20 protein-coding genes are annotated in these 22,502 nt (G+C 73.9%); 13 read left to right on the forward strand and 7 right to left on the reverse strand.

Features of this window, described 5'->3' with window-relative positions; genetic code table 11:
- Nucleotides 1–370 precede the first annotated feature (370 nt).
- The 9 genes from hemB to AB0J24_RS22655 all read left to right on the forward strand — a co-directional run bounded on the left by hemB (nt 371) and on the right by AB0J24_RS22655 (nt 10,592).
- Nucleotides 371–1,348 (forward strand): porphobilinogen synthase, encoded by a 978-nt coding sequence (hemB, locus tag AB0J24_RS22615; RefSeq protein WP_358684434.1) that lies wholly within the window; start codon nt 371–373, stop codon nt 1,346–1,348.
- Nucleotides 1,349–1,421: 73 nt separating this feature from the next.
- Nucleotides 1,422–2,111 carry a hypothetical protein gene (locus AB0J24_RS22620; RefSeq protein ID WP_358684436.1) on the forward strand — a complete coding sequence of 230 codons (690 nt, stop codon included), beginning with the start codon at nt 1,422–1,424 and terminating at the stop codon, nt 2,109–2,111.
- 19 nt (nt 2,112–2,130) lie between these two features.
- On the forward strand, nt 2,131–3,453 hold the full coding sequence (gene hemL, locus AB0J24_RS22625; RefSeq protein ID WP_358684438.1) for a glutamate-1-semialdehyde 2,1-aminomutase: 1,323 nt from the start codon (nt 2,131–2,133) through the stop codon (nt 3,451–3,453).
- A gap of 3 nt (nt 3,454–3,456) precedes the next feature.
- Nucleotides 3,457–4,116, forward strand: a complete 660-nt coding sequence (locus AB0J24_RS22630; protein ID WP_358684440.1) for a histidine phosphatase family protein — start codon at nt 3,457–3,459, stop codon at nt 4,114–4,116.
- Nucleotides 4,113–4,715 carry a TlpA disulfide reductase family protein gene (locus AB0J24_RS22635; protein WP_358684442.1) on the forward strand — a complete coding sequence of 201 codons (603 nt, stop codon included), beginning with the start codon at nt 4,113–4,115 and terminating at the stop codon, nt 4,713–4,715. Before AB0J24_RS22630 ends, AB0J24_RS22635 begins: the two co-directional genes overlap by 4 nt.
- A gap of 82 nt (nt 4,716–4,797) precedes the next feature.
- A complete protein-coding gene (locus AB0J24_RS22640) occupies nt 4,798–5,619 on the forward strand; it encodes a cytochrome c biogenesis CcdA family protein (protein WP_358684444.1) in 822 nt (273 codons plus the stop codon).
- A gap of 11 nt (nt 5,620–5,630) precedes the next feature.
- Nucleotides 5,631–7,268 carry a cytochrome c biogenesis protein ResB gene (locus AB0J24_RS22645; RefSeq protein ID WP_358684446.1) on the forward strand — a complete coding sequence of 546 codons (1,638 nt, stop codon included), beginning with the start codon at nt 5,631–5,633 and terminating at the stop codon, nt 7,266–7,268.
- A gap of 5 nt (nt 7,269–7,273) precedes the next feature.
- Entirely contained in the window at nt 7,274–8,281 is a 1,008-nt protein-coding gene (gene ccsB / locus AB0J24_RS22650) for a c-type cytochrome biogenesis protein CcsB (protein WP_358684448.1), read from the forward strand.
- A gap of 844 nt (nt 8,282–9,125) precedes the next feature.
- Nucleotides 9,126–10,592, forward strand: a complete 1,467-nt coding sequence (locus AB0J24_RS22655) for a MinD/ParA family protein (RefSeq protein ID WP_358684598.1) — start codon at nt 9,126–9,128, stop codon at nt 10,590–10,592.
- 127 nt (nt 10,593–10,719) lie between these two features.
- Here AB0J24_RS22655 and AB0J24_RS22660 read toward each other — a convergent pair whose 3' ends face one another.
- Together AB0J24_RS22660 and AB0J24_RS22665 are read right to left on the reverse strand one after the other, a co-directional pair.
- Nucleotides 10,720–10,950, reverse strand: a complete 231-nt coding sequence (locus AB0J24_RS22660; RefSeq protein WP_358684450.1) for a hypothetical protein — start codon at nt 10,948–10,950, stop codon at nt 10,720–10,722.
- Between the two features lie 61 nt (nt 10,951–11,011).
- A complete protein-coding gene (locus AB0J24_RS22665) occupies nt 11,012–11,224 on the reverse strand; it encodes a BldC family transcriptional regulator (RefSeq protein ID WP_358684452.1) in 213 nt (70 codons plus the stop codon).
- Nucleotides 11,225–11,480: 256 nt separating this feature from the next.
- Here AB0J24_RS22665 and AB0J24_RS22670 point away from each other — a divergent pair, with 256 nt between their 5' ends.
- Entirely contained in the window at nt 11,481–11,795 is a 315-nt protein-coding gene (locus AB0J24_RS22670; RefSeq protein ID WP_358684454.1) for a DUF4229 domain-containing protein, read from the forward strand.
- A 9-nt stretch (nt 11,796–11,804) separates the two neighbouring features.
- On the opposite strand, the gene AB0J24_RS22675 is transcribed toward AB0J24_RS22670, so the two are convergent.
- From AB0J24_RS22675 to menE, 3 genes are all read right to left on the reverse strand, one after another.
- A complete protein-coding gene (locus AB0J24_RS22675) occupies nt 11,805–12,677 on the reverse strand; it encodes a 1,4-dihydroxy-2-naphthoate polyprenyltransferase (protein ID WP_358684456.1) in 873 nt (290 codons plus the stop codon).
- A 103-nt stretch (nt 12,678–12,780) separates the two neighbouring features.
- Nucleotides 12,781–14,367, reverse strand: a complete 1,587-nt coding sequence (locus AB0J24_RS22680) for a hypothetical protein (RefSeq protein WP_358684458.1) — start codon at nt 14,365–14,367, stop codon at nt 12,781–12,783.
- Between the two features lie 249 nt (nt 14,368–14,616).
- Nucleotides 14,617–15,792, reverse strand: coding sequence for an o-succinylbenzoate--CoA ligase (menE, locus tag AB0J24_RS22685; protein WP_358684460.1), 1,176 nt, complete (start codon nt 15,790–15,792; stop codon nt 14,617–14,619).
- A gap of 176 nt (nt 15,793–15,968) precedes the next feature.
- Between menE and AB0J24_RS22690 the strand changes: the two genes are divergently transcribed.
- On the forward strand, nt 15,969–16,184 hold the full coding sequence (locus AB0J24_RS22690; protein ID WP_358684462.1) for a hypothetical protein: 216 nt from the start codon (nt 15,969–15,971) through the stop codon (nt 16,182–16,184).
- A gap of 21 nt (nt 16,185–16,205) precedes the next feature.
- On the opposite strand, the gene AB0J24_RS22695 is transcribed toward AB0J24_RS22690, so the two are convergent.
- Together AB0J24_RS22695 and AB0J24_RS22700 are read right to left on the reverse strand one after the other, a co-directional pair.
- Nucleotides 16,206–17,108, reverse strand: coding sequence for a 1,4-dihydroxy-2-naphthoyl-CoA synthase (locus AB0J24_RS22695; protein WP_358684464.1), 903 nt, complete (start codon nt 17,106–17,108; stop codon nt 16,206–16,208).
- A 21-nt stretch (nt 17,109–17,129) separates the two neighbouring features.
- Nucleotides 17,130–18,023, reverse strand: a complete 894-nt coding sequence (locus AB0J24_RS22700; RefSeq protein ID WP_358684466.1) for an aminoglycoside phosphotransferase family protein — start codon at nt 18,021–18,023, stop codon at nt 17,130–17,132.
- Nucleotides 18,024–18,207: 184 nt separating this feature from the next.
- Here AB0J24_RS22700 and AB0J24_RS22705 point away from each other — a divergent pair, with 184 nt between their 5' ends.
- Both AB0J24_RS22705 and AB0J24_RS22710 read left to right on the forward strand, forming a co-directional pair.
- Nucleotides 18,208–19,503, forward strand: coding sequence for a hydroxyacid-oxoacid transhydrogenase (locus tag AB0J24_RS22705; protein WP_358684468.1), 1,296 nt, complete (start codon nt 18,208–18,210; stop codon nt 19,501–19,503).
- Nucleotides 19,504–19,609: 106 nt separating this feature from the next.
- A complete protein-coding gene (locus tag AB0J24_RS22710) occupies nt 19,610–22,501 on the forward strand; it encodes an FAD-binding and (Fe-S)-binding domain-containing protein (protein ID WP_358684470.1) in 2,892 nt (963 codons plus the stop codon).
- Nucleotide 22,502 lies beyond the last annotated feature (1 nt).

Raw genomic sequence — 22,502 nt, forward strand, 5'->3', positions numbered from 1 at the left:
CACCGAGGGTGTTGGTGATGCTGATGCAGGCGGCCTGCATCCACTCCCGGTTGATCGCCGAGTCCACGTTGGAGATCAGCTCGATCGGTCCGTCGCGCCCGGCGCGGAGAACATCGCCGCCGGGCAGCCGGACGCGGCCACCGTGGTCGCGGACTGGATGGCCTCAGGTGCATCTCGGCGCACGGGGAAGATGTGCCGCGGCGGAGGCAAATCGGTGGCGGGGCGGGGCGCGGCAGTCCGGCGGCGCGGTGCGGCAGGACGGCGCGGGGCGGCAGGGCGCGGCGGGGCAGGGCGGTGCGGTGCGGCGGGGCGAGCCGGTGGCGCGGCGGGGCGCGGCGGGGCCGTCGCGGCTGCGCTCTACCCTGGGCCAATGGCTTTCCCGGCGCAGCGTCCCCGCCGCCTGCGGACCACCCCCGCGATGCGGCGGCTGGTCTCCGAGACCGAGGTGCGGCCGCGCCAGCTGGTGCTGCCGATGTTCGTCCGCGAGGGCGCCACCGACCCGGTGCCGATCTCGTCGATGCCCGGTGTCGTGCAGCACACCCGGGACAGCCTGCGCAAGGCGGTCGCGCAGGCGGCGTCGGCGGGCGTCGGTGGGGTGATGCTGTTCGGCGTCCCGCAGGTGCACGATGCGACCGGCTCCGGCGCCGTCGACCCGGAGGGGATCCTGAACGTCGCGCTGCGCGACGTGCGCGCCGAGGTCGGCGACGAGATCGTCGTGATGTCGGACCTGTGCCTGGACGAGTTCACCGACCACGGGCACTGCGGCGTGCTGGACGCCGACGGCCGGGTCGACAACGACGCCACCCTCGACGTGTACGCGCGGATGGGGGTCGAGCAGGCCCGGGCGGGGGCCCACCTGGTCGGTCCGAGCGGCATGATGGACGGTCAGGTCGGTGTCATCCGGAAGGCGCTGGACGACGCGGGGTTCGCCGACACCGGGATCCTCGCTTACACGGCGAAGTACGCCTCGGCGTTCTACGGGCCGTTCCGGGAGGCGGTGAACTCCCAGTTGCGCGGTGACCGCAAGACCTACCAGCAGGACGGCGGCAACGCCCGGGAGGCGCTGCGCGAGCTGGCACTGGACCTCGACGAGGGCGCCGACATGGTGATGGTCAAGCCGGCGCTGGCCTACCTCGACGTGCTGGCCCGGGTGGCCGACGCCGCCGACGTGCCGGTCGCGGCGTACCAGATCTCCGGCGAGTACGCGATGATCGAGGCCGCGGTGGCGCAGGGCTGGCTGGAGCGGGAGCGCACCGTCCTGGAGACGGTCACGTCGATCCGCCGGGCCGGTGCCGACGTGATCCTCACCTACTGGGCGACCGAGGTCGCCGGCTGGCTGGACCGCTGACGGCGCGACACCACCTGCCCGCGGTACCGCCGAACGTGGCAAACCGGACACCCGTCCGGCTACCGTGGTGGACGTGAGCAGCAACCCCGGCGAGCAGGGCGCACCCCAGTACTACCGGCCCGGCCCGTCGACCGGGCACTACCCCCAGTACCCGCAGAACCCGTATCCGAACGGCTGGACGCCCGCCGCCCCGGCCCCGGCGCAGCAGCCCGGCCCGCAGTGGAACACCGGGAGCGCCCCGCAGGGCTGGGGCCAGCCCCCGGCGGGACTCGCCCCGGGCGGGACGGCGCCGGTCGCCCGGCCGCGGCAGGTGGTCACCGCACTGATCCTGTTGATCGCCGCGGCGCTGCCGTTCGTGCTGATGGGCGCCACCGCGATGGCCGCGGAGATCGACCAGGCCGCCCTGGACCAGGCCGGCGTCCCGCGCGCCGAGCTCGAGTCGGTGATGGCCCAGGCCGGGGTGACGATGGACCAGCTGACCCAGCTGGTCCGGGTGATGGGCGGGGTCTTCCTGGTCCTGGCGCTGGTCTACGCCGCGCTCGCGGTGGTCGCGTTCCTCGGCCGGCCGGGGGCGCGGCTCGCGCTGGCCGTGCTGACCGCGGTCTACGGGCTGCCCCTGCTGCTGCTGATGGCGCCGAGCATCCCGGTGTTCGCGGTCGCGATCCTGGCGATCGCCTCGACCGGCGTCGTGCTGCTGTACGGCCGGGCCGCCAAGGAGTGGTATGCGTCGCGCAAGGTCGGGGCCGCACGGCGCGCCGGGTGAGGGCTGCGAGACTGGCCCGGTGAGCAGTGCGCAGAATCCCGACCCGAAGGAGTCCGCCCGCCTCTTCGAGCGGGCGGCCGAACTGATCCCGGGCGGGGTGAACTCCCCGGTCAGGGCGTTCAACTCGGTCGGTGGCACGCCGCGGTTCATGGTCTCGGCGCAGGGTTACGAGCTGACCGACGCCGACGGCGCGAGCTATGTGGACCTGGTGTCGTCCTGGGGGCCGATGATCCTCGGGCACGCGCACCCGGCCGTTGTCGAGGCGGTGCGGGCGGCAGCGTCGAACGGGCTGTCGTTCGGCACCCCGACCCCCGGCGAGGTGGACCTGGCCGCCGAGATCGTCGACCGCACCCCGGTCGAGCAGGTCCGACTGGTCAACTCCGGCACCGAGGCGACGATGAGCGCGATCCGGCTGGCCCGCGGCATCACCGGCCGCCCGGTGATCGTGAAGTTCGCCGGCTGCTACCACGGCCACGTCGACGCCCTGCTCGCCGAGGCGGGCTCGGGGGTGGCCACGCTCGGGCTGCCGACCAGCCCCGGCGTCACCGGCGCGCAGGCGGCGGACACGGTGGTGGTGCCCTACAACGACCTGGACGCGGTGCGCGCGGTGTTCGCCGAGCGCGGCGCCGACATCGCCTGCGTGATCACCGAGGGCGCACCGGGGAACATGGGCGTCGTCCCGCCGGTCGAGGGGTTCAACGCCGCGTTGCGCGACCTCTGCCACGCGCACGGCGCGCTGCTGGTGATCGACGAGGTGATGACCGGGTTCCGCGCGTCGCGCCAGGGCTGGTTCGGCTGCGACGGCGTCGCGGGTGACCTCTACACCTTCGGCAAGGTGATGTCGGGCGGGCTGCCGGCCGCCGCGTTCGGCGGCTCGGTCGAGCACATGTCGTTCCTCGCGCCGGCCGGTCCGGTCTACCAGGCGGGCACCCTCGCCGGGAACCCGGTGGCCGTCGCCGCCGGCCTCACCACGCTGCGCCACGCCGACGAGGCCGCCTACGCCACGCTGCAGGCCAACGCCGACCGGCTCGGTTCGCTGATCACCGCCGCGCTGGACCGGGAGGGCGTCGGGCACACCGTGCAGTACGCGGGGACCATGCTCTCGCCGTTCTTCACCGACGCCCCGGTCACCGGTTACGCCGACGCGAGGTCGGCCGAGACGTGGCGCTACCCCGCGTTCTTCCATGCCCTGCTCGACCACGGGATCTACCCGCCGCCCTCGGCGTTCGAGGCGTGGTTCGTCTCCACCGCGCTGGACGACGACGCGTTCGCCCGGATCGAGGTCGGCCTGGCCGCCGGGGCGAGGGCGGCGGCCGCCGCCACCCGCCCGGACGGGGCCTGAGCCGTGGGCGACCGGACCAGCCCGGCGCCGACCGGCCCGGTGACCGTGGTGCACCTGCTCCGCCACGGCGAGGTGCACAATCCCGAGCGGGTGCTCTACGGCCGCAGGTCCGGCTACCGGCTCTCCGACCACGGCGAGGCACAGGCCAAGACGGTCGCGCAGTACCTCGGGGCCAACGACGTCGCCGCCGTCGTCGCCTCCCCGTTGCAGCGGGCCCAGCAGACCGCGGGCCCGATCGCCGAGGCGCACGACGTGCCGATCGGCACCGACGAGAACCTGATCGAGGCCGGGAACCTGTTCGAGGGCAAGCGGTTCGCCGTCGGCGACGGCGCGCTGCGGCGCCCGCAGGCGTGGCGGCTGTTGCGCGACCCGTTCACCCCGTCGTGGGGGGAGCCCTACCTCGACATCGCCCACCGGATGCTCGGTGCGCTGCACGCGGCCCGGCAGCTCGCACCGGGCCGGGAGATCGTCTGCGTGTCCCACCAGCTGCCGATCTGGACGCTGCGTCGCTACCTGCTCGGGCAGCGGCTCTGGCACGACCCGCGCCGCCGGCAGTGCGCGCTGGCGTCGCTGACCAGTGTCGAGTTCACCGGGGCCCGGATGACCGGCCTGCGCTACGCCGAGCCCGCCGGTTCCAGCGGGGCGATGGTGACGGGCGCATGAGGCGGTTGCTGTTCGGCCTGCTCGCCGCGCTGACCCTGCTGGCGGGCTGCGGGGTCGGGACCGACGCCGTGGCGGGGTCCGGCGAGTTCCAGTTCGTCGCGCCGGGTGGTGAGACCCGGATCGTCTACGACCCGCCGGAGAGCCGTGGGCCGGTCACCGACCTGCGTGGGGAGAGCCTGATGAACCCGGGCTCCGAGGTCGGCATCGCCGACTTCCCCGGCACCGTCCGGGTGATCAACATCTGGGGTTCCTGGTGCGGCCCGTGCCGGACCGAGGCACCCGAGCTGCAGGCGGTCGCCGACGCCGCCGCGGGTGACGCGGTGGTGCTCGGCATCGACGTCCGCGACGATCGCCAGGCCGCGCTGGACTTCAAGACCGACCGCGGGCTGAGCTACGACTCGATCTACGACCCGGCCGGGCGGACCCTGGCCCGGCTCGACGGCTACCCGCGCAACGTCGTCCCGTCGACGATCGTGCTGGACCGCGAGCAGCGGGTCGCCGCGGTGTTCCTGACCCCGGTCGGGAGCTCGGACCTGATGCCGCTGATCACCCGGCTGGCCGACGAGCCCGCCCCGGCCGGGGCTCCGGGAGCGGACTGACGCGGGCGCTACCGACCGTTGCACTACACGTTGTAGAACCCGCTGACGGGTGCGGTCGGAGGCCCTTCTACCCTGGGGTGCGATGGACCCGACGACCGCCCTCGCGATTTCGGGGCCGCTGCTGCTGGCGGTCCTGATATCGGTGCTCGCCGGGCTGGTCAGCTTCGCCTCGCCGTGCGTCGTCCCGCTGGTCCCCGGTTACCTCGCCTACCTGGCCGGTCTGGTCGGGGCGCAGCCGCCGCCGGTCACCGAGGCGGAGGCCCGCGAGCGTGAGACGGCTCGCCGCAGCGGGACCGTCGTCGAGCAGCGGACCCGCCGGGACGGCCGCTGGCGGGTCGCCGGCGCGGCGCTGCTGTTCGTGGCCGGGTTCACCGTCGTCTTCGGGGCGATCATGGTCGGCGTCGTGTGGCTGTCCGACGTGCTGATCGAGAACGAGGCCGTGCTGCAGCGGATCGGCGGCGTGGTCATGATCGTGATGGGGCTGGCGTTCGCCGGCCTGATCCCGGCCCTGCAGCGCGAGTACCGGTCGCACTGGACGCCGCGGGCGGGGCTGGCCGGTGCGCCGCTGCTCGGCGCGGTGTTCGGGCTGGGCTGGGTCCCCTGCATCGGTCCGACGCTGGCCGGTGTCGTCGCCGTGGCCGCCGGCACCGGCGGGGGCTCGTTCCGCGGTGTGGTGCTGATCCTCGCCTACTGCGCCGGGCTCGGGATCCCGTTCGTGCTGATCGCACTGGGTGCGTCCCGCGCGGTCGGGATGCTGGGCCGGCTGCGCCGGCACACGCGGGCGATCCAGGTCGCGGGCGGTGCGATGCTGATCCTGGTCGGGGTGCTCCTGGTCTCCGGGGTGTGGGCGCGCTGGCTGATCCAGCTCCAGGTGTCGATCGCCGGGTTCACCCCGCCCATCTGATGACCTCCGACATGACATCGCCGCCCACCGCCCCGCCGCAGCCGCCGGTCACCACACCGGACGGCGAACCCCCCGCGCGCCGCGACCGCATCGGGCGGCTGATCGCCTTCCTGCGCAACACTTGGCGCGGGCTGACCAGCATGCGCACGGCGTTGGTGCTGCTGTTCCTGCTGGCGCTGGCCGCGATGCCGGGCGCGCTGATCCCGCAGCGCTCGCTCAACGAGTTCCTGGTCGACGACTTCTACGCCGACTACCCGACCGCTGCTCCGATCATCGAGGCTCTGGGTGGCTTCGAGGTGTTCGCCAGCCCGTGGTTCGCCGCGATCTACCTGCTGTTGATGATCTCCCTCGTCGGCTGCGTGCTGCCCCGCTCGGTGGAGTACTGGCACAGCATGCGGGCGGCGCCGGTCGCCACCCCGCGGAACCTGGCCCGCCTCCCGCACCACGCCGCGGCCGAGTCGCCGGAGCCGCCGGAGGCCGTGCTGGAGCGCACCCGCCGGTTGCTGCGCGGCTGGCGGAAGGCCGAGCGGTCCGAGCCCGGCGGGGTGCGTGTGGTGTCCGCCGAGCGCGGCTACCTGCGCGAGACCGGCAACCTGGTCTTCCACCTGAGCCTGATCGGGCTGCTGCTCGGCTTCGCGGGCGGCAAGCTCTACGGCTACGAGGGCGACGTGATCGTCCGCGCCGACGGTTCCGAGTTCTGCAACAGCTCGATCCTCGGCTACGACACGTTCCGGCCCGGGCTGCGTGTCGACGGGACCGACCTGAACCAGTTCTGCGTGCGCGTCGACCGGTTCGACGGGACCTGGCTGCCGAACGGGCAGCCCTCGACGTTCGGTGCGCAGATCGGCTACCAGACCGGCGCGGACCTGGCCGCGGGCGTCACCGACTGGCGGCTGGGTGAGATCACCGTCAACAACCCGCTGCGGACCGACGGTGACCGGGCCTACCTCACCGGCTACGGCTACGCACCCGAGTTCACCGTGACCTGGCCGGACGGGCAGAGCCGCACCGGCGGCATCCAGTGGCGGCCGGTCGACCAGAGCGGCAGCCAGCTCTCCGAGGGCGCGACGAAGTTCGAGCAGCCCGGCATCACCGACGCCGAGCTGCGTCGCACCACCCAGCTCGCGGTGACCGGCACGTTCGCGCCGACCGGGGCGGTCGACCCCGAGGGCAACCTCGCGTCGGTGCACCCGGACCTGCGCGCACCGACCGCCGACGTGAACATCATGCGCGGTGATCTCGGCATCGACGACGGCCGCGGCCAGTCGATCTTCACCGTGGACCAGCAGAAGATCGACGACGGCGAGCTGGTCACGGTCGCCGAGTCCCGCCTCGGGATCGGTGACAGCGTCACGCTGGACGACGGCACCGTCGTCCGGTTCGACGGCGTCACCCCGTGGGTGAACCTCCAGGTGGGTCACGACCCGGGGCAGATCTGGGTGCTGGTCTTCTCGATGGTGATGGTGGCGGGACTGTCGCTGTCGCTGTCGGTCAAGCGGCGGCGTCTCTGGGTGCGGGTCGCCCCGGTCGACGGTGGCAGCCGCATCCAGCTCGGCGGCCTGGCCCGGACCGACCGGGCGGGCTACGGCGAGGAGTTCGACCGGCTCGCTTCCGAGCTGCTCGACCCGACGTACAAGAAGGACGGTTGACACCGATGCTCGTCGATCCGATCACCTCGATGTGGAGCGACCGCCTGTTCCAGGCCACGCTCGTCGTGCTCCTGCTCGCGATGATCTTCACCTCGCTGGAGTACTCGGCGACCCGGGTGGCCCGGGCGTCGCGCAGGCCGGCGGCGGTCGGGGCGGGCGCAGGCGGCACTGGGACAGTCGACAGCGACACCGACACCGCCGGGAGCGACACGGCCGGTGAGATCTCCGACACCCCGGAGGGGCCGGATGGGTCGGTGCCCCGTGCCGGCCGCACCCGGGCCGACCGGTACGGCCGGATCGGGATCTCGCTGATGATCCTGGCCGTCGTGCTGCACACCGGCTCGATCGTGCTGCGCGGGCTGGCGACCTACCGCTGGCCGCTGGGCAACATGTACGAGTTCACCTCGGCGCTGTGCCTGATGGCGGTCGGCGCGTGGCTGGTGCTGGTCCGCAAGCACCCGCCGCTGCGCCCGGCCGGGGTGTTCGTGCTGACCCCGATCCTGCTGCTGATGTTCATCACCGGCACCGTGCTGTACGCCGAGGCCGCGCCCGTCGTCCCGGCGCTGCAGTCGTACTGGATCATCATCCACGTCACCACGATCACGCTGGCGTCGGGGATGCTGCTGGTCCCCGGGGTGGCGAGCCTGCTGTTCCTGATGAAGCGCAACAACCGGCCGGCCGCGCTGGCCGCGAAGCTCCCCGGTGCCGAGATGCTCGACCGGTTGGCCTACCGGGTGACGGTGCTCGCCTTCCCGCTGTACACGTTCGGGATCATCACCGGCGCGGTCTGGGCCGAGGCGGCCTGGGGCCGGTTCTGGGGCTGGGACCCGAAGGAGACCGTCGCGTTCGTCGCATGGGTGCTCTACGCCGCCTACCTGCATGCCCGTGCGACCGCCGGCTGGCGGACCTCGCGGGCGGCCTGGATCAACACGGCCGGCTTCGCCACGATCGTGTTCAACCTGTTCTTCATCAACATGGTGGTTGCCGGGCTGCACTCGTACGCAGGGGTGTGAGGCGCCTCGACCACCGGGACCAGCACGGCTACCGTCGGTCCCCGTGAGTGAGAACGGTTCCGGCGAGCAGCCCGACGGATCGGTGGGCCGCTACGTGCGGGAGCGCTGGGGCGCGGCGGAGGCACCCGCACGATCCTTCGGACGGCGTCGTCGTTCGTCCGGTGATGACGCTGCGCAGCCGGACGGCGGTGCGCAGCCGGCTGCGTCGCAGCCGCGTCCGCCGTCGGCGGCGGAGCGGGCGGCCTCGGCTCCCGCGCCCGGCCGTGCCGCGGTCGGCACCCAGACGCCTCCCGCCGGCTCGGCGTGGGGCAGCGAGCTACCGGAGATCGACGACGACCTGGTCGACGAGATCGACCCCTCCACGCCCCCGCACGGGCTGGACCTCTCGGCACTGCAGGCGCGATCCGCTGCGGTGCAGGAGCAGCCGCCGGCGGAGCCCGGGCACCCCGGTGCGGCCCGATCGGACGACGGCCGCCACCGGGCTCCCGACGACCCCTATCCGGCGGGGCAGGACGTCGGTCCCGACGACACCGGGCTGTACCGCTCCGGAGGCGCGCCGGACCCGGAGCCGTGGTGGACGGTGCCGGGCCGCAGCGGCCACGACGACGAGGACGGCGAGCTGATCTGGCGGCGCCCGGCCCCGGCGGGGGAGCGCCGTCCCGACGGTGACGACCTCACGGCCACCGACACGCACGCGGTCGTACCGGGGAGCGTGCACGCCGGTCCGGACGCCGGACGTGCGGGACGGCAGGCCCCGGGTGCGGGTGTGGCCGAGCCGGCCGACCGGCCGGGGGAGCCCGGCCCGGTGCCCGGTGCCGACGGTGACGCGACGCACGGGACCCCGGTGGCGGGCGGTGACGCTGCAGCCGGTGCCACCACGGACGCCGACGCGGCGCGCGGCGCTGCGTCCGTCGGCGGTGCGGCGCCCGGCGGTGTCTCGCCCGGCGGTGTCTCGACCGGCGCTGCCGCGAACGAGGATGCGCCGGGCCGAGGTGCCGGGGGCGGCGGAGCACCGGACAGCGGTGCTCCGGCGGTCGAGGAGGCGCCCGCCGGGGGCCCTGCGGGCGGTGGTGAGGTGAACGGCGACCCGGCCGGGCGGCCCGCGGGTGGCGTGGGGGCCGAGCCGGGTGGTGGCCCGAGCGCCGCACGCGGTGCTCCGGCGGCGCGCGGTTCGGGCCGGGCGGCCGCGCGCCCGTCCACGGACCGGCCGTGGCGGAGCTCGTGGGACCGCGATGCGGCCGAGCGCGATGCGGCCGACCGGGCGGGCCGGGACGACGGCGCGCACGCCGGTGGGTCCCGTGCGGCCTCGGGGGCCGCGCCGCGCCGGCCGCGCTGGACGGCGCCCGAGGCGGTGGAGGCCCGTTCCGGGCAGCATCGGCGCGGCGACGGGTCGCACGGCGGCCTCGACCTGACACCGCACCGGGTGACCAGCCCGCGGCGCCCGCCGGAGAGCGGCTGGCGGCGGATGGTTTACCTGCTCACCGGAGGCCTGGTGAACCCGGGGGAGAGCCCCGCGGAACTGCACCGCCGCGACTTGGTCGCCCGCTTGAACCGGCCGCTGCTCAACGCGCACAAGATCGCGATGCTGAGCCTGAAGGGCGGGGTCGGGAAGACGACGGTGACCGCGACGCTGGGCGCCACGTTCGCCTCCCATCGCGGGGACCGGGTGGTCGCGGTGGACGCGAACCCGGACCGCGGCACGCTCAGCCAGAAGATCCCGCTGGAGACGACGGCGACCGTTCGGCACCTGCTCCGCGACTCCGACCGGGTGCGTCGCTACACCGACGTGCGTGCGTACACCTCGCAGGGGCAGTCGCGGCTGGAGGTGCTGGCCAGCGAGCAGGACCCGGCGGTGTCGGAGGCGTTCAGCGAGGACGACTACCGGCGCGCGGTCGACCTGCTCGAGCACTTCTACAACCTGGTGCTGACCGACTGCGGTACCGGTCTCATGCACTCCGCGATGTACGGGGTGCTGGGGATGGCCGACCAGCTCGTGATCGTGTCCTCCGGATCCATCGACGGGGCACGCAGCGCGTCGGCGACGCTGGACTGGCTGGACGCGCACGGTTACGGCAATCTCGTCCGGAACGCGGTCGTCGTGATCAACTCGGTGTACCGGCGTGCGGGTGGCGGTGTCGACCTCGACCGGGTAGCGGAGCACTTCGCCGGCCGCTGCCGGGCGGTGGTGCGGGTGCCGTTCGATCCGCACCTGGAGGAGGGTGCCGAGATCGACCTCGACCGTCTGGAGGAGCCGACGCGGATCGCGCTGCTGGAGCTCGCCGCCGCCGTGGCGGACGGGTTCCCGGTCTGAGCGGGGCCGGGGCGTGACGGGAAACACCGAAGGGCGGCTCCCGGATCGCGGGAACCGCCCTTCGGTCAAGAACTCTTGGGACTCTGGTCGGGCAGGTCTGGAGGGGCTGCGAACGGCTCGGACCGGGTCAGGTCCGTTCCGGTGGGTCCTCCTGGTTGCGGACCTTCTCGTCGAGCTGACGTAGGAAGTCCGGGTCGTCGTCGGGACCGGTGGCGCGGGGCTTCTGCGCCTTCTGACCGGTCATCCAGGGCAACTCGGGCTGCGGGAGCCTGTCGGCGACCACCTGCTCCGACCGGAGCGTCCGGACGAGCAGCACCGCGACGACGGCCGCGCCGAGCAGAAGGATCAGGAACAACATCAGGCCACCTCCGCTGTCCAGCGTAGCGAAGGTGACCTGACGTGTACGTGAAGTCGCGGGCTCAGTGCAGGCCGGGGCTCGCCTCGCTGGTGAGATCGGCGAGGAGACCGCGGACCTCGGACTCGCGGAACCGGCGGTGGCCACCCGGCGTGCGGATCGAGCCGATCCGGCCGGCCGAGGCCCAGCGCGTGACGGTCTTGGGGTCGACGCGGAAGAGGGTGGCGACCTCGCCCGGGGTCAGCAGTCGCTCGGGGGTCTGTGTCGGAGCTGCCATGGAATCCTCCCGGAGATGCAGCGTGGTGCCGAGTCGCGGTGCTGGGAGGGGTCTCCCGGAGCTCCTCGGAGCGGACACCGCTCGTTGTTTCCGGGTCATCGTGACACCTCAGACCCCAGGTACTCGAACGGTTGTCCGGAGGTAAAGGGTTCTTAAAGGGCAAAGCCGATGAAGTTCCTGAAGCGGACACCGAGGGTCGTTCCGGTAGGGGCGTGCGTCATCGCGGGCTCCGGTCGCGGACCGTACGCTGGGTGCCATGACGTCCCCGACACCCCCGCCGCAGGCAGCTGCGCGGGCTCGCGCCGGCGAGCCCGGCCTGGCTGCCACGGTGGCGCTCTACACGCTCGCCCGGCTCGGGCTGCTGGCCGCCGTCGCGCTGCTGCTCGCGCTCGCCGGAGTTCCGTTGCTCGTCGCGCTGCTGGTGGCGCTGATCGTCGCCCTCCCGCTGTCGATGCTGTTGTTCCGAGGGCTGCGCTCCCGGCTGGACCGCGCGCTCGCGGCGGCCAACGCCCGCCGCTCGGCGGAGCGGGAGTCGCTGCGCGCGCAGCTGCGCGGCGACGACCGGGCCTGAGCGGGCGGGTCAGCCGACCGCGAGGCCGACCGCGACGGCCACTGCCCAGGCGAGCAGCAGCAGGCCGGTGTCGCGCAGCACCGGGACCAGGTCCGGGCCGTCGGCGCCGCTCAGGACGGCGCGTACCGGACGCACCGCGGCGGGCAGGGCCAGGAGCACGATCAGCAGACCGGGACGGTCGAACGCGGCCGCGACGGCGATCACGAACGGCACCAGGGTGAGCGCCACGTACAGCATCCGGGTCGCGCGTGCGCCCAGTCGTACCGCGAGCGTCGACTTGCCGGCGATCCGGTCGCCCGGGATGTCGCGCAGGTTGTTGGCGACCAGCACCGCGCAGGTGAGCAGACCCGCCCCGATCGAGGCGCCGACGGTCGCCGGATCCACCGCACCGGCCTGGGTGAGCGCGGTGCCGAGCACCGCGACCGGGCCGAAGAACACGAACACCGCGACCTCGCCGAGGCCGGCGTAACCGTAGGGCCGGCTCCCCCCGGTGTAGAACCACGCCCCGAGGATGCAGAGCACCCCGACGGCGATCAGCCACCACTGCCCGGACACCACGGTCAGCGCGAGCCCGGCGAGCGCGGCGACACCGAAGCAGCCGAACGCGGCCGCCCGCACCGCCTCGGGCCGCGCGGCCCGGGACCCGACCAGCCGTTGCGGTCCGACGCGCTCGTCGTCGGTGCCGCGGATGCCGTCGGAGTAGTCGTTGGCGAAGTTGACCCCGATCACCAGCGCCACCGCGACCAGCAGCGCGAGCTGGGCGGAGCCGGGGGCCACGACACCGGCGCCGAGCGCCGAACCGGTTCCGACGAGGACGGGGGAGATCGCGGTGGGCAGGGTGCGCGGGCGCGCTCCCTCGATCCACTCTGCCGTGCTGGCCACGATGACGAACCTATCCCGCGCGGGGGCTCCGGGCCTGCCCGGAACGCCGGTGGCTCCGCCCGGGTCCCTGGGATCCGGGCGGAGCCACCGTGCGGGCCGTCGGTCAGCGTGTGCCGGAGGGCGCCCGCTGCGCCGAACCGGGGACGGGCGTAGCGGCCTGCGGAGTACCGTCCGGGACGGACGCCGGGGTGGTGTCGCTCGGATCGGTCCCGTGCGGATCGGACGTGCCGGCCGGGCCAGCCGTGCCGGCCGGGCCAGGCCGACCGGTCGCCGACGAGGCGGGGCCGGCGGGGGGCCCGGGGGCGGCGGCGGGCGCGGCCGGGGTTCCCGTCCCGCCGGTGGTGTCACCGGTTTCCGGAGCATCGGCCCCGGCCGGGTCGGCCGACCCGGGTGCGGCCGGATTCTCGGCCGGAGCATCGGTCCCGGCCGGGTCAGCCGGGTCAGCGGGGCCGGCCGGGGCGTCGCCGGCGTCGCAAGCGGGGAGGTCGGCGGGCAGCTCGCCGAGCACCGCCGTGGGAAGGTACTGGCCGTCGCCGATCCGGACGAAACCGTCAGCCTCACCGTGCCTGCACTGCACGGGGACCTCGGTCGTGTTCACCGCGATGCCGACGGACTCCGCTCCGGCCTCGGGCCGGGAGAGGATGTCGGTGTCCGGTTCGTTCCCGATCTGCACGGCGGACAGCTTCCGCGAGCCCGTCCACAGGTAGTCGACCTGCACCTGTGAGTTGTCCTTGAGCCCCAGGACGTCCCAGAAGATGCCGTCGGCGAGGTCGATCCCGGCCGGGTTGGCGACCCGACGGCCGAACTGGTCCTTGCCGCCGTTGTGGCCGTTGCGCGCGGCCGCGGCCTGCGGCACGCCCTGCGGCAGGTCCTTCCACATCTGCCGCTCGGACGACGGGTTCCAGTAGTCGTCCTTGGTGTTCCACGGCCCGATGTCCCAGACCGGGGCGATCGCGCAGCGGCCGTTCGGCGCGCAGACCTTCACCGAGTAGTCGGTCTTGCCCTTGCCCGACAGCGCCCGGCGGGAGGGCAGCGCGACGAACCGGTCCCGCGGGACGATCTTGTGTCCGTTCGCGGTGGTGCCGCCGACGAGACCCTCCCGGGTGGCGAACACCGAGTAGCTGCGCGGGGCGGCCTCGGTGAGCGGCTCGGCCTCGGTCACGGTGGCCGGGGTGGCGGTCAGGGTCACCTCGCGCACGGTCGGTCGTGCGTCACCGGTGGCGGTGAGCACCAGCCTGCCCTGCACCTCCCGGGCCGCCTCGGGCAGCTGGGTGAGGTCGTCCTCGGCGGGGACCCACTCGGTCCAGCTGCCGCTCTGCGTGCGTCCGCGGACGTCGATGGTCGCGTCCGACCCGGGCGGGGTGTCGGCGACCAGCTCCGAGTGCACCTCGCGGGTCGGTGCGTCGAGGACGTGGGGTTCCAGGGTGAGCAACCCGGTCGGCACGACGTCCACCGGGGCCGCCGCCTCTGCGTCACCACCCTCGACGGGGGCACCGACGGCGGTCGCCGGGTCGAACCGGGCCCCGTCCGCACCGACGACGACACCTGGCCCGCTGCCCCCGGTCAGTTCCGGCTGCCAGCTGGTACCTGGCTCGGCCGCGGCGGCCGGCGCCACGGCGACGGCGCACAACGCCCCGGCCGCGGCGAGCAGACCGACGCTCCGCAGCCCGGCCCGCGTGATCCTGCGCATCTGGACAAACCCCCGCTGCATCGCAGTTCCTGGCGTTATTCGTGTGGTTCATGTGGCGACCGTGGCCCAGGTGCTCGGTGTGGGACTTGTGTCGCCAGTGGCTGAAGCACACTCGATGTGCGGGCGGGGCGCAACGTACGCTGCGTGAAGCGACCCCATGGTGTGTACGTCCGTATCACCGTTCCGGGTGTCGCCGCGGTCCGCCGAGATCACCTTCAGCAACCGGCGGGAGAGCGCCCGCCGGATCGCTCACCGGTTCAGGAGCGCGACCACCGCGGCCCGGTCCGGCTTGCCGATGCCCCGCTCGGGCACCGCCGTCGCGCGACGCAGCACCCGCGGCACCGCGGCCCGGCCACAGGCCGCCCGGACGGTGTCACGCAGCACCGCGTCCGTGGGGCCACCGTCGGGGCCCTCCACCGGCACCACCAGCGCGCCCACGACCTGTCCCCACTCCCGGTCCGGGAGACCCACCACACAGGCCGCGCGGATCCCCGCCACCTCGAGCAGAGCGCGCTCGACGGCGGCCGGGGCGATCTTCTCGCCACCGGTGTTCACCACGTCGTCGGCCCGGCCCAGCACCGTCAGCGTGCCGTCCGGGGCGAGCACGCCGAGATCGGTGGTGCGGAAGCCGGCCGGACCGAACGCCTCCGCGGTGGCGGCGGGCGCCCCGAGATAACCCGCGGCGACGACCGGGCCACCGAGCACCACACGTCCGGAACCGGGCTCGACGGTGACCGTGACCCCGTCCAGCGCGACGCCGTCGTAGACGCAGCCGCCGCAGGTCTCGCTCATCCCGTAGGTGGCGACGACCCGGATCCCGGCGTCCGTTGCCCTGGCCCGCAGGCCGGCGTCCAGTGCCGCTCCGCCGACCAGCACCGCGTCGTAGCCGGCGAGCGCGAACAGCGGTGCGGAACCGTGATCGAGGATCCGGGCGAGCTGGGTCGGGACGAGGCTGGTGTAGCGGCGCGCGCCGTGCCCGATCCGGGCGGTCGCGCGGGCGAACCCGTCGGGACGGAACCCGTCCCGTACGTCCTGCACGACGGGCAGCGAACCGGACAGCAGTGCCCGCACGACCACCTGCACCCCGGCGACGTGCTCGGCCGGCAGGGTGAGCAGCCAGCGCCCGGGCCCGCCGAGCCGGGACGCGGTCGCCGCCGCGGAGGCGCGCAGCGCGTCGGCGGTCAGTGCGACGTGCTTGGGCTCCCCGGTCGATCCCGAGGTGGCGACGACGACGGCGAGACCGGCGGGCAGCGCGTCCTGCGCCACGGCACGGGCCACCGGCCCGGGCAGGGCGGGCTCCGCACCCGGTGCGGTCCGGACCGGGAGCACGGCGGGGCCGGTGCCGTCGAGCGCCGACCGCAGCGCGGCGGCCAGCCGGGCCACCGACTCCGGGGAACCGTCGACCCCGAGCGCGCGCACGTCCATGGACGGTCACCCTGCCATCTCGGCCTCGATCACCCTACGTGACCTGCGGGACACCGCCGTCATCAGATTCGGGGGTCCGGGCCGAGAATCGGCAACGGTGCCGGTCCGCCGGACGACAGGCGGGGTGAGAGCGACGGCGCACCCGGCCCCGCTCCCGGAGTCGAAGGAGCCCCCCGATGCCGCACACCGCGCCCGCCGGTCCGTCCGCGACCCGTGCCCCGCGCCGGCCGGGCTGCCGCCGTCCCGCCGCCGAGCGCGGTCACCGGGCCGCCGCCGGTGAGCTGGCGGCGCTGGCGTTCCTGGCACCCGTTGTGCCTGCCGCCACCGGGGCCGCCCCGCCGGCCGTGCCTGGTGGGCCCGCCGTGCCCCACCCGCGCCCGGCCGGGGAGTGAACGGTCCGGACCGGACGGTGGTCAGTAGTACCAGGGGAACGGCGACCAGTCCGGCTCCCGCTTCTGCAGGAACGAGTCGCGCCCCTCGACCGCCTCGTCGGTCATGTACGCCAGCCGGGTCGCCTCCCCGGCGAACAGCTGCTGACCGACCAGACCGTCGTCGGCCAGGTTGAACGCGTACTTCAGCATCCGCTGCGCGGTCGGCGACTTGCCGTTGATCTCCGTCGCCCACTGCAGCGCCGTGGCCTCCAGCTCCGCGTGCGGCACGACCTCGTTCACCGCGCCCATGTGGTGCATCTGCTCAGCGGAGTAGGTCCGGCCGAGGAAGAAGATCTCCCGGGCGAACTTCTGCCCGACCTGCTTGGCCAGGTAGGCGGAGCCGTAACCGCCGTCGAACGAACCGACGTCGGCGTCGGTCTGCTTGAACCGGGCGTGCTCGGCGCTGGCCAGGGTCAGGTCCGCGACGGCGTGCAGCGAGTGCCCGCCGCCGGCGGCCCACCCGTTGACGACGGCGATGACGACCTTCGGCATGAACCGGATCAGCCGCTGGCACTCCAGGATGTGCAGCCGCCCGGCGCGACCCTGCTCGACGGTGTCGGCGGTGTCCCCGGACGCGTACTGGTAACCGGTGCGGCCGCGGATCCGCTGGTCGCCGCCGGAGCAGAAGGCGCGCTTGCCGTCCTTGGGCGACGGCCCGTTGCCGGTCAGCAGCACGGCGCCGACGTCGGCGCTGGTGCGGGCGTGCTCCAGCGCGGTGAACAGCTCGTCGACGGTGCCGGGCCGGAACGCGTTGAGCACCTCGGGACGGTCGAACGCGATCCGCACCGCGCCGGTGGACACCGCGCGGTGGTAGGTGATGTCGCGGAACGCGAACCCCTCCACCGGCTTCCAGGCGTCGGAGTCGAAGGTCTCGGAGACGGGCATGGGCCCGAGCCTATGCGGCGCTCAGCCGCGGATCAGTGGGGCCAGCCGCATGGCGACGGCGAGCGCGGTCCCGTCGATCGGACCGTCCTGGGCGCACCAGACCTCGGAGAGCACGCAGACCGCGAACCCCCACGCCACCGTCCGGTCGGGGTCCAGGCCGAGCGTGTCGGCGAGCAGGGTGATCCGGTCCGGTGCGCGTCGGGCCAGCTGGTCCGGGTCGGTGCCGAGCGGGTTGTACAGGAGCTGCCCGCAGTCGTAGCCGGGATCGCCGACCCGGCCGTGCGGGTCGATCGCCAGCCACGGTTCACGGGTCGCGGCGAGCACGTTCTCATGGTGCAGGTCGCCGTGCAGCAGTACCTCGCGGGTCGCGCTCGCACACAGGTCGCCCCACAGGGCGGCGGCCCGTTCGACGAGCCACCGGGGAAGCGGGTCGTCGCCGGGGAAGCGTCGCAGGTGGGAGGTGAACGCCGCCCGCTCGGACCGGACGTGGTCGAGCCCGCCGGGGACCGGCGCCCGGTGCAGCTCGCGGAGCCGGTCGGCGAGGACCGCGGTCGCCTCGGGGTCCGGGAGGGCGGTCGCGTCGGTGCCGGGGTCGGCGCGTTCGAGCAGCAGCGCCCCACGCGCCGGATCGGACCACAGCAGCCGGACGGCGCCGCGTCCGTCGTAGGCACGCAGCGCGGCGATCTCGGGATCGAGATGACCGTCCGGCACGCCGAGCTTCAGCACGGCCGGGGTGCCGTCGGCGCGGGTGACGGCCCGGACCAGGTGGTACGACTGCGGAAGCGCCGCACCGACCTCCAGCTGCAGCTCAGCGGCGAGCCCCCGCAGGCGGGCACCTGTTGTGGACAGCCAGTCGGCGCCCGCGGTGCCCCAGGTGCGGACGACGGTGGTACGGAGTCTCCCGAAGGACGTCACGGCCCGGCTCTCCCGACTTGTGCAATGCCTTCGCGGAGCGCTACCGCGTCGGTTCCTCGACGGTAGGGCGAAGCACGGCCGACGACGTTCACCCGGCGCCGTCCCGCTGCCGGATGCACGGATCGGGCCGCGCGGGCAGACTCGGACCCGCAGTGCCCGATGCCGCGCGACCCAGGAGGCGTTGATGACGATCCCGGACATCGACCTGACCGAGGAGACGATCTTCACCTGGGGCGCGCCGCCCTTGAAGTTCGGTGCCGGCGCGATCGACGAGATCGGCTTCGAGATGACCGGGTACGGGGCGGGCCGGGTGCTGATCGTCACCGATCCGGGGGTGCGGGCGCTGGGGATCCCGGAGCGGATCGCCGAGTCGCTGCAGCGCTACGACGTCTCCAGCGAGATCTTCGACGGCGTGCACGTCGAGCCGACCGACGACTCGATGACCAAGGCCACCGAGTACGCCCGCGCGCAGGGCCCGTGGGACGGTTTCGTCGCCGTCGGCGGCGGCTCCGCGATCGACACCGCGAAGGCGATCAACCTGCTGACCAGCGGGTCGGGTGAGCTGATGGACTACATCAACAGGCCGATCGGGGGCGGGAAGGCGCCCGAGGGGCCGCTCAAGCCGCTGGTCGCCGTCCCGACGACGGCCGGCACCGGCTCGGAGTCCACCGCGATGTGCGTGCTGGACGTCCTGTCGATGAAGGTCAAGACCGGGATCAGCCACTGGCGGCTGCGCCCCACCCTGGCCGTGGTCGACCCGCTGGTGACGATGACGCTGCCGCCGGAGGTGACGGCGGCGTCCGGGATGGACATCGTCTGTCACGCGGTGGAGTCCTACACGGCCCGCTGGTACACCACGTTCGACCGGAAGAAGCCCGAGGAGCGGGTCACCTACTGCGGCTCGAACCCGGTGTCGGACCTGTGGTGCGAGAAGGCGATGACGCTGCTCGCGCGCTCGTTCCGCACGGCCGTGCACCAGGGTGCCACCGACGTCGAGGCCCGCACGGACATGATGATGGCGGCGACCTTCGCCGGGATGGGCTTCGGCAACTCCGGGGTGCACATCCCGCACGCGAACGCCTACCCGATCGCCGGGATGGTGCGTGACTTCCGGCCGTCCGGGTTCCCGCAGGACGAGCCGATGGTGCCGCACGGCATGTCGGTGTCGCTGACGGCGCCGGAGGCGTTCCGGTTCTCCTTCGACTCCGCCCCGCAGCGGCACCTGAGGGCGGCCGAGCTGATGGACCCGCGCGCCGAGCGGCGCGCCGACGACCGTGAGCAGCTGCCCGGGGTGCTGGTCGACCTGATGCGCGACATCGGCATCCCGAACGGGATCGGCGGCGTCGGCTACACCGAGGCCGACGTGCCCGACCTGGTGCCCGGCACGATGAAGCAGCAGCGGCTGCTCGCGACCTGCCCGCGCACCCCCACCGAGGACGACATCGCCGGGATCCTGACCCGCTCGGTCGAGAACTGGTGAGGGGCGCGCGTCACGGTGCGATGAGCTCGACGCGGGGGAAGTACGTCCGGTAGCGGGTCGCGTCCCGGTAGCGTCGCGGGCGTCCCGACCTGCCGAGAGGAGCTCCGTGAGCACCGCTGCGCGCCCCACCACCGCGTACCGCACCCTCGAGAACGACCTGCGAGCCGCCGTCGGAGGCGACGTCCGGTTCGACGCCGCCAGCCGCGCGATGTGGTCCGCGGACGCGTCGAACTACCGGGGCGTCCCGATCGGGGTGGTATCCCCGCGCGACGCCGCCGACGTCGAGGCGGCGATGGCGGTGTGCCGGGAGCACGACGTGCCGGTCATGCCCGTCGGGTCGCGGACCTCGATCGCCGGTCAGGCGGTGAACACCGCGGTCGCGTTCGACTTCCGCACGCACATGGACGCGATCCTGTCGGTCGATCCGGACGCCCGTACCGCGACCGTGCAGCCGGGCGTGGTCTGTGACGCCGTCCGGGACGCCGGCAAGCCGCACGGCCTGACGTTCGGCCCGGACCCCTCGACGCACAACCGCTGCTCGATCGGCGGGATGATCGGCAACAACGCCTGCGGTTCGCACTCGGTCGCCTGGGGCAAGACCGTCGACAACGTGCACTCGCTGGACGTGCTCACCTACCGCGGCGAGCGGATCACCCTCGGCGGTTCCGGCACCGAGACCGGTGCGATCCCGGACGCATTGCGCCGTCTCGGCGCCGAGCTCGCCCCGGAGGTCGACGCGCACGTCCCCGAGCTCACCCGCCGGGTGTCCGGCTACAACCTCGACCAGCTCGTCCCCGGGAACGTGAACCTGGCGAAGGCGCTGGTCGGGACCGAGGGGACCTGCGCGACGATCCTGGCCGCGACGGTCGACCTGGTCGAGTCGCCGCCGGCGCGGGCGCTGGCCGTGCTCGGCTTCCCGGACGCCTACCACGCCGCCGACAACGTGATGGTCGTCCGCGAGCAGCGGCCGCTCACCATCGAGGGCATGGACGCCGGGCTGATCGCGTCCCTGCGCGCGCTGCGGCCGAACGAGACGACCAGCAGGATGTTGCCCGACGGCGGCGGCTGGCTCTACGTGGAGACCGGCGGCGAGGACCGGGCGGCGGCGGAGGCCGCGGCGCACGCCGTGGTCACCGCGATGAAGCCGTACACGACCGGTGCGGTCGTCGTCTCCGGGCTGAAGGAGATGGCCGCGTTGTGGCGGGTCCGGGAGGAGGGCGCCGGTCTCCTCACCCGATCACCGGACGGTGGCGAGGCCTGGCCCGGCTGGGAGGACGCCGCCGTCCCGCCCGAGCGCTTCGGCGCCTACCTGCGCGAGTTCGACAAGGTCCTGGATCGGCACGGTCGCAAGGGCATCTACTACGGGCACTTCGGCGACGGCTGCCTGCACGTCCGGATCGACTTCGACCTGCTCACGAAGCCGGGTATCGCGAACTTCCGGGAGTTCATGACCGACGCCGCCGACGTCGTCGTCGCGCACGGCGGGTCGCTCTCCGGTGAGCACGGGGACGGCCAGGCCCGCGCCGAGCTGCTGCCCCGGATGTACCCGCCGCAGATCATCGACGGGTTCGAGCGGTTCAAGGGCATCTGGGACCCGGACGACCGGATGAACCCGGGCCGGGTCGTCCGCCCGGCCACGATGGACGAGAACCTGCGCACCTGGGTCGGCATGCCGACCATGCCCGACGAGCCGACGCTCGCCTTCACCCACGACCGGGGCAGCTTCCACCGGGCCACCCGGCGCTGCCTGGGCGTCGGCAAGTGCGCCGTCGACACCGGCTCCGGCGTCATGTGCCCGAGCTGGAACGTCACGAAGGAGGAGAAGCACTCCACCCGCGGGCGGGCCCGGCTGCTGTTCGAGATGGCCAACGGCGAGATCATCACCGACGGGTGGCGCTCCGACGAGGTCGCCGAGTCGCTCGACCTGTGCCTGTCCTGCAAGGGCTGCAAGTCCGACTGCCCGGTCGGCGTCGACATGGCCGCCTACAAGACCGAGTTCCTGGCGAACCGCTACCACCGCCGGATCCGGCCACGCTCCCACTACTCGATGGGCGCGCTGCCGCGCTGGCTGCGGGTGGTCGGTGCGCTGCCCGCCGCGGCCGTCGACGGGCTGAACCGGCTCGCGCAGGTGCCGCTGCTGGCGAGGATCGCCACGAAGGCGGGCGGGATCGACGCCCGCCGGTCCATCCCGCCGATCGCCCGCGAGACCTACACCGCCCGGGCCGCCCGCGGGGAGCCGACCTCACCGGTGCCCGACCTCGGCGTCGAACCGGGCTCGCGCGGCCCGCTGCTGCTGTGGACCGACACCTTCACCGACCACTTCGACCCGGACGTCGCCGCCGACGCCGTCGCCGTGCTCACCGCGCTCGGCTACCGGGTGGAGCTGCCCCCGCGCAACGTCTGCTGCGGCCTGACCTGGACCTCCACCGGCCAGGTGACGGCGGCCCGCCGGGTGCTCGCGCGCAGCCTGCGCGCGATCGGGCCCGCGCTGGACGCCGGGGTCCCGGTGGTCGGGCTGGAACCGTCCTGCACGGCGGCGCTGCGCAGCGACGCCGCGGAGCTGCTCCCCGACGACCCCCGGGTGACGCTCCTCGAACAGCAGGTGTCGACGTTCGCCGAGCTGCTCGCCCGGCACACCGGCGAGCTGTCCGCGACCGCCGGCACCGGCAACGGCGCGGTGCTGGTGCAGATCCACTGCCACCAGCACGCCGAGCTCGGCAGCGAACCGGACCGCGCGGTGCTGGCCGCGCTCGGCGTCGACGCCACCGTGCTCGACTCGGGCTGTTGCGGGCTGGCCGGGAACTTCGGCTTCGAGGACGGCCACTACGACGTCTCGATGGCCTGTGCCGAGCGGGCGCTGCTGCCCGCCGTCCGGGCCGCCGGTGACGCGGTCGACCTGCTCGCCGACGGCTACTCCTGCCGGACCCAGGTGCGCCAGGCCGGCGAGCGGGAACCGGTGCACCTGGCCCAGATCGCGCACCGCGCGCTGCGCGGGTGAC

It is taken from the genome of Pseudonocardia sp. NPDC049635, from assembly GCF_040659795.1.
Classification (GTDB): domain Bacteria; phylum Actinomycetota; class Actinomycetes; order Mycobacteriales; family Pseudonocardiaceae; genus Pseudonocardia.

Coding starts and splice junctions, on each gene's coding strand:
- AB0J24_RS22690 (WP_358684462.1), top strand. CDS start 15,969: ATGCCGCACACCGCGCCCGCCGGTCCGTCCGCGACCCGTGCCCCGCGC.
- AB0J24_RS22705 (WP_358684468.1), top strand. CDS start 18,208: ATGACGATCCCGGACATCGACCTGACCGAGGAGACGATCTTCACCTGG.
- menE (WP_358684460.1), bottom strand. CDS start 15,792: ATGGACGTGCGCGCGCTCGGGGTCGACGGTTCCCCGGAGTCGGTGGCC.
- AB0J24_RS22665 (WP_358684452.1), bottom strand. CDS start 11,224: ATGGCAGCTCCGACACAGACCCCCGAGCGACTGCTGACCCCGGGCGAG.
- AB0J24_RS22660 (WP_358684450.1), bottom strand. CDS start 10,950: ATGTTGTTCCTGATCCTTCTGCTCGGCGCGGCCGTCGTCGCGGTGCTG.
- AB0J24_RS22670 (WP_358684454.1), top strand. CDS start 11,481: ATGACGTCCCCGACACCCCCGCCGCAGGCAGCTGCGCGGGCTCGCGCC.
- hemB (WP_358684434.1), top strand. CDS start 371: ATGGCTTTCCCGGCGCAGCGTCCCCGCCGCCTGCGGACCACCCCCGCG.
- AB0J24_RS22680 (WP_358684458.1), bottom strand. CDS start 14,367: ATGCGCAGGATCACGCGGGCCGGGCTGCGGAGCGTCGGTCTGCTCGCC.
- ccsB (WP_358684448.1), top strand. CDS start 7,274: ATGCTCGTCGATCCGATCACCTCGATGTGGAGCGACCGCCTGTTCCAG.
- AB0J24_RS22640 (WP_358684444.1), top strand. CDS start 4,798: ATGGACCCGACGACCGCCCTCGCGATTTCGGGGCCGCTGCTGCTGGCG.
- AB0J24_RS22635 (WP_358684442.1), top strand. CDS start 4,113: ATGAGGCGGTTGCTGTTCGGCCTGCTCGCCGCGCTGACCCTGCTGGCG.
- AB0J24_RS22695 (WP_358684464.1), bottom strand. CDS start 17,108: ATGCCCGTCTCCGAGACCTTCGACTCCGACGCCTGGAAGCCGGTGGAG.
- AB0J24_RS22645 (WP_358684446.1), top strand. CDS start 5,631: ATGACATCGCCGCCCACCGCCCCGCCGCAGCCGCCGGTCACCACACCG.